The organism is Arthrobacter sp. HMWF013, from assembly GCF_003061105.1.
Classification (GTDB): Bacteria; Actinomycetota; Actinomycetes; order Actinomycetales; family Micrococcaceae; genus Arthrobacter.
Genome location: NZ_QAIQ01000297.1, coordinates 1 through 6,169 on the forward strand (window position 1 = coordinate 1; position 6,169 = coordinate 6,169).

Consider the following 6,169-nt stretch of genomic DNA (forward strand, 5'->3'; position numbering starts at 1 on the left):
CCGGACTCCGCAAGCTGACCACTGAAAGCTTCCATGGGAACACTCTGCCAGGGGGTACGACATTTAAGCCGCAGAGGCGTGGGCTTCCTCCCGCCGCATGGTCCAGCAACGCTCAATGCCGGGGCGCGTGCCCTTAAAACGCTGCCGGCCGCCGCGTCCCCCAAGGATCGCGACGGCCAGCAAGGTCAAACAGTTTTAGCACAGTTCCGCCCCGACCTCAGTGTCAAGCGGCGGCCCTGCGTAACGTTCCGGGCAGGAACCCGGAATCAGTCCCTTCGCGGGTCCACGTTCGTGGCTGCCCCGGCGGGGGTGGCGCCACCTTCATCGGACCAGTCCTGGCCCTGGGCGTCATTGAGGGCAGGATCGGATTCAACATCCGAAGTCCCCAGATTGACTGTTTCCGGGTGCGTGCTGTGGGCCGGGATGTGATCCCCGGCTTCGGCTGCGCGGGCTTCGGCTGAGCCGGCAGCGTGAGCTGACGAGGCAGTGCCCGAGGCACCGGCACTGACCGACGTGCCGACGTCGGACGTCTTGCCCTTACCGTCGCCTGACGCACTGTCGTGGTGGACGGCGGAACCAATGACGGTGCCCGCGCGGCGGGCGGCCTCACCCAGCTGGTCAGCCAAATCGGGAGCCTTTTCCTTGATGGCCACCGTGGCTGCAGTGACTTTGTCCTGAACAGGCTTGCTGTCCCAGAAGCCTGCCGCCCTGGACTTGAGCTTGTCGTACGCCGCACGGCCGGAGCGCGAACCCAGAACGTAGCCTGCCGCCACTCCGATACCCAAAAGAAGTTTGTTTTTCATGATGAACTCCTGCTCCATGAGAAGGTTTTCAGTCCTGGCCTACCTGGCCCGGAGAATAGAAAACCGGCCCGGGGATTTTGTCCCCAGGCCGGTTTCCTGGCGCGCGTCGCAATTAGCTGCGGACGCCGCGCTTGGTGATCATGCCGTAAACGAGAAGCACGATGAGGGCGCCGCCGATGGCGAGCAGCCAGGTCTGCAGGGAGAAGAACTCCTGCAGGCCGGTGCCGAAAATCATTCCACCGATCCAGCCGCCGAGCAGTGCTCCAACGACGCCGAGCACGAGGGTGATGATCCAGCCGCCACCCTGCTTGCCCGGAAGGATCGCCTTAGCGATCGCACCAGCGATAAGGCCGAGAATCAGAAATGCAAGAAATCCCATTTTTACGTTCCTCTTCCTAAGTAAAGGAGGTTCCCGGATCCCGGGGACGCTTAATCCTTCTGCCTCAATAGTAATCATGCTTACTATCGGTTTGCCAACCCCACCCGTTATAAAAAGGCCTCGTCATGTACGTTTCAGTGGCCGGTGGCGTCGGAGTCATTGCCGGCCCCGGGGCCCTCGTCCAGGATGGCAATTTCCGCTAGATCCAGCGGATCCAGGGCGAAGTCGAAGACGTCCAGATTCTCCCTCATCCGCTCCGGATTTCCGGACTTCGGAATCGTTACAAGACCCTGCTGAATATGCCACCGCAAGACCACTTGGGCAGGTGTTTTCTCGTACTTTTCACCCAGCTGGTACAGGATGGGGGCGCTCAAAAGGTCTCCTCCTGAGCCTCCCAGCGGACTGTAGGACTCCGTGACTATACCGAGCCGGGAGTGGAAGTCCCGCTCCGCGGTCCTCGTAATGGCAGGGCTGAGCTGGATCTGATTGACCGCCGGGACCACGTCCGTCTCCGCCAGCAGGCGCTCAAGGTGCGCTGGTTTGAAGTTGGACACCCCGATGGACCGGACTTTCCCCGCCGCCTGCAACCGCTCGAACGTTTTCCACGTGGAGATGAATTCGTCACGTGCAGGGAGCGGCCAGTGGATCAGCAGCAGGTCCACATAGTCCAGTCCCAGCCGCTGCAGCGAACCGTCCAGCCCCTCAGCTGCGCGGTCGTTGCCCTGGAACTCGCCGTCCAGCTTGGTGGTGACGAAGAGGTCCTCCCGGTCCACACCGCTGGCCTTGATCCCGTCACCCACCCCCTTTTCGTTGCCGTATTTCACGGCGGTATCGATGTGCCGATATCCGGCTTCCACGGCGCGTACGACGGCGGCACTCACCTTTTCGTCGTCCAGCGGCCAAGTGCCAAGCCCCAGCTGCGGGATGCTGTAACCGTCATTGAGCTTGATCAGCGGTGCAAGTGTCATCTCAACAGTCTCTCCTGCTTTCTGCCTTCCTAGCCCTCGAATGCGCGGAGAATATTGCCCGCCTGGTAATCGAGGACGGTCTTGGCAAGGCTGGACACCTGGTCCGGGTTCTTCTGCTGGTCCAGGAACTCCACGAAGCGTGCGATGGCCTGCGCAGCCTTGGCGGCATCGCCGGCGGAAACTGCCTTGGCGGCCTGCTGGACGCTCGCTTCCAACTGCTTGGCAACCGGACCCGATACCCCGCCGGCCTCAATGTGGTCCTCCAGGGTCTGCTGGAGTGCTTTCACGCTGCCGGGGAGCCACGCTGCGCGCAGCGGCACATCAGTGAAGTCCATATCCGAGGCAAGGTAGAAATCGGTGTACGAAGGCTGGTTGTAGGTGGTGTTCTGCCGCGCCACCTCGGCGCGGTACTGGGGATCGTGCATCAGCGTGTAGAGCTTGTGGTTGGTCACTTCGGTGCTCATGTACATGCGGAGGGCCGAGCTGTCGGCTGTGCGGACGAGCATTTCTTCGCGCCAGTCACCCACGACGTCGGCCACCAGGCTGGGGGTGCCCTTGGTGCCGTTGTTGGTGCGGGTTCCCTCGGCTGTCAACAGCCTGCCGCGCTTGAAGTCATCGATGGTTGGCGTCTGTTCCTGGGAACCATTGATGATCTGAGTGGTCATATCCGCAGCCCACTTGATGCTCATGTTGGTGCCCGCAGCGGTGGTGGAGAGCTTGTCGCCGTCGGCCGACTGCATGCCGATCGCCCAGTTCTCGATTCCGGGAACAGACGGATCAACGTCGCCGATCATGCCGCGGCCGGTGTCCTTGCCGGAGTAGGCACCGAACAGGACCTCGCCGGTGGCGGCGTCGCGCATGGCATAGCCGAAGGGGGCGTAGGTGCCGCCCTCGTGGACGGTGAAGATTTCCTTGCCGGGCCGGGCGGGATCGATGTCGGTGACGTGCATGGCGTCGCCGTGGCCCAGCCTGGCCTCCTCGCCGGGAGTGGCGCTGGCGGCCGGCATGGTGTCGAACGAGCTGTAGAGGAGGGATCCGTCGTCGTCGATGGTGGCGCCGCCGTACACGATCTCCTGCTTGCCGTCGCCGTCCACGTCGGAGGCGCTCAGGGAGTGGAAGCCCTGCGTTGTGAGCGTTCCGAATTCGGGATCGGTGCCGTTCCGGCCGTGGGGGCCGTCGTTGAACGGGTTGGTCATGGGCGTCCAGCCGGAGTCCACGTTCCAGACGGGGGAGAGGTTGGCGCCGTCCCAGGTGTAGGCAGCCAGTGTTGTCCGGGTGTAGTAGCCGCGGGCGAACACCGCGGCCGGCTTCTGGCCGTCCAGGTACGCGACGCCGGCAAGGAAGCGGTCCACGCGGTTGCCCGGTTCGATCCGGGCCATGGCGTAATCGCCCCACATGAGTCCGTCGTCGTGCCTGCCGGGCTCATACGCGACGGTCTTCAGTTCCTTGCCCGTGGCACCCTCGAACACCGTGAGGTATTCCGGGCCGGAGACGATGAAGCCCTCAAAGGTGCGCAGGTTGTTCCGGGCGCTTCGGGACGGCGCGTAGACGTCCATGAAGTAGTCCGCCACGGCTTCGGCATCCGTCCGGGACAGCGGGTACTGGTACTTCGGGGCGATGCCGAACGCTTCCTCCAGCGTTGCAGGCCAGTTGCCGGCCTTCACCTCGGGGTGGTCGCTCCAGCCCTGGAAGGTGGCCACCATGTGCTGGTAGTAGTCGGCGGCGCTCATCCGGTAGTCATCGGCGTTGGAGAAACCGGCGTCCAGGTCGGACTGGAGCATGGAAATGAAGGATTCGCCCGCCACGGAACCGTCCGGGTTGTACGAGATGGTCTTGGTCCCCGGCGCCGTCTTGAACATCATTTCGGAACGTCCGTCGCCGTCGAAGTCGTTCACGAGCATCTGCGTGTAGTGCGCACCGGAGCGGATGTTGACGCCCAGATCGATCCGGTGCAGCAGGGTTCCATCTGCCTTATAGGTGTCCACGTAGGTGTTGCCCGTGTAGCCCACCTGGGAGACGTCCTTGGAGTTGTTCGGATCCCACTTGACCACGAACTCGTACTGGCCGTCGCCGTCCACATCGCCCACCGAGGCATCGTTGGCTGAGTAGGTGTACGCCTGGCCGGCTGGAGTGACGCCGTCGGCCGGCTTCTTCAGTGGAATGTCCCTGAAGTTGCCGCCCCATGAGGTGGCTGTGGCGCTCCGGTCCAGCTCAACGCCGCCGACGACGGCACGCACATCGTATTCCGACGCCCCGGTTCCTGCGGCGTCAAGGAAGTTGGTGCTGTCCGTGACAGTGGCGAGTTTCTGTCCGTCCCGGTAGACGTTGAAGTCGGTGCCGGTGAGGCCGGTTGCCGTGGAGCCCGTTGCCTCATGGCCCAGGAGGCGCCAGCTGAGGAAAACACCTTCGGACGTGCCGGCTGCCACCAGCCCGCGATCGAGAAAGTCCAGCTGGACGCCTGCGGTGCCTGGCTTCCCGGAGGGCCCGACGGCGGCTGCCGGGGCAGCGAGGCAGCCAACGGTCAGTGCCAGGCCGGCTACGGCCGCAACAGAGAGGTGGCGTACGGATTTCCTGCTCGGATTCATCGGTGAATCCTTTCAATTTTCGATTGGGAAAACGCTTCCCCAGTAACTTAGGGTGCATCCAGTCACAAATCAACCCTTGCGGCATGCCCGGAATGACGGTATTTAGAACGTTGTAGAGGAATCCTGCGGTTTGGTGACTGCTGACTCTTCGGGCTCCCAGCGCAGCAGGTCCCCGGGCTGGCACTCGAGGACGTCGCATAGGGCCTCCAGGGTGGTGAAGCGCACGGCCTTCGCGCGGCCGTTCTTGAGGACGGCCAGGTTTGCCGGGGTGATCCCCACCCGGTCCGCCAGTGTGCCCACCGCCATCTTCCGCCGGGCCAGCATCACATCGATGTCCACAACGATCGGCATCAGATCACCTCGTCGAGCTCGGTGCGCAGGTGCTTCGCTTCGGCATCAAGCTCAACGGCCTGGGCCAGCAGTGTCCGGAGTACCAGGACGATCAGCGCCACTCCGGCAATCAGCAGCGATGCGCCACAGATCAGCAGGACTATGCCCGGAGCGGCATCGCCCGGTGCGAGCATGACCGCGAGGGCGAAGACCAGGACCGATGCGGACGCCACGGCCCAGAAGATGATGTCCACGTACCGGAAGGCGCTGTGCGAGAAGACCGTGTTCCTTCGTGCCATCGTCAGGAGGCGCCAGACGCACACCAGCGTGACCTGGACGGCGGCGATTCCCAGCACGACGATCAGGATGGCCAAAATGCGTATGCCGGTGTCCGTGCCGGCCTCTTCCAGGTCCGTGGACAGAAGGGGGACCATCCGCACCTGGACAAAGAGCGAGCCGGCGAGCGCCAGGGCAAGAACTGCGCGCAGCGCAAGGGTTGTCAGCTTTCCCACGGGGTCTCCTAGAGTATCGATTTACGGTGCAAGTCTATCGATATTCAACAGGTACGGCAAGGTTGCCGCCGGTCAGCAGAGTGATGGGGCGCGGTCTTTTGTGCCCCTCGTCCCCGTTGTGCCCGCCCAGGGGCCGAACCCGCGACACCTCCCGGCGTGCCGTCAGCCAGTACGCCCCGCCCACCCGACCAGGCGGTCGCTCAGGTCCATGAACTTCGGGTCCACCACCTGCAGGCCGGGGTGGGCGTCGTGCCACTGGACAATCTCCCGGGCGCCGTCCGCGAACGGGATGCTGGCAGCGTAGCCCGGCACCAGTGACTTGATCTTGGTGTTGTCGAACACCACCGAGTGGGAGCGGTCGCCCAGCAGGCCTGGTCCCAGTTCGGGGATGTTCCCGGCATTGAGCGCCGCGATGGTTTCCGACGCCACGTGGACAAGTTCAGGCTCGGGAACGCCTGCCGCCCGGGCGAACAGGCGGTAGATCTGGTTCCACGGCAGGCATTCATCAGACGTGATGGTGTAGCTCTCGCCAACAGCCTGGGGCCTGCCGAGGAGTCCAACGAAGGCCTTGGCGAAGTCCCGGCTGTGCGTC

Annotated in this window: 6 protein-coding genes and 1 pseudogene; all 7 read right to left on the minus strand. The window is 63.7% G+C overall.

What is annotated here, in order from left to right; all coding sequences use genetic code 11:
• Positions 1–266: 266 nt before the first annotated feature.
• Positions 267–803 (minus strand): hypothetical protein, encoded by a 537-nt coding sequence (locus DBR22_RS11420; protein ID WP_108599118.1) that lies wholly within the window; start codon positions 801–803, stop codon positions 267–269.
• A 112-nt stretch (positions 804–915) separates the two neighbouring features.
• Positions 916–1,182 (minus strand): GlsB/YeaQ/YmgE family stress response membrane protein, encoded by a 267-nt coding sequence (locus DBR22_RS11425; protein ID WP_108599113.1) that lies wholly within the window; start codon positions 1,180–1,182, stop codon positions 916–918.
• 134 nt (positions 1,183–1,316) lie between these two features.
• Positions 1,317–2,150 carry an aldo/keto reductase gene (locus tag DBR22_RS11430; protein WP_108599114.1) on the minus strand — a complete coding sequence of 278 codons (834 nt, stop codon included), beginning with the start codon at positions 2,148–2,150 and terminating at the stop codon, positions 1,317–1,319.
• Between the two features lie 29 nt (positions 2,151–2,179).
• Complete coding sequence (locus tag DBR22_RS11435) at positions 2,180–4,735, minus strand: rhamnogalacturonan lyase (protein ID WP_108599115.1); 2,556 nt, start codon at positions 4,733–4,735, stop codon at positions 2,180–2,182.
• Between the two features lie 102 nt (positions 4,736–4,837).
• A complete protein-coding gene (locus DBR22_RS11440) occupies positions 4,838–5,086 on the minus strand; it encodes a helix-turn-helix domain-containing protein (protein WP_108599116.1) in 249 nt (82 codons plus the stop codon).
• Positions 5,086–5,577, minus strand: a complete 492-nt coding sequence (locus DBR22_RS11445) for a DUF2975 domain-containing protein (RefSeq protein ID WP_108599117.1) — start codon at positions 5,575–5,577, stop codon at positions 5,086–5,088. Before DBR22_RS11445 ends, DBR22_RS11440 begins: the two co-directional genes overlap by 1 nt.
• A gap of 162 nt (positions 5,578–5,739) precedes the next feature.
• A pseudogene (locus DBR22_RS11450) lies at positions 5,740–6,169 on the minus strand (NAD-dependent dehydratase); the annotation flags it as partial.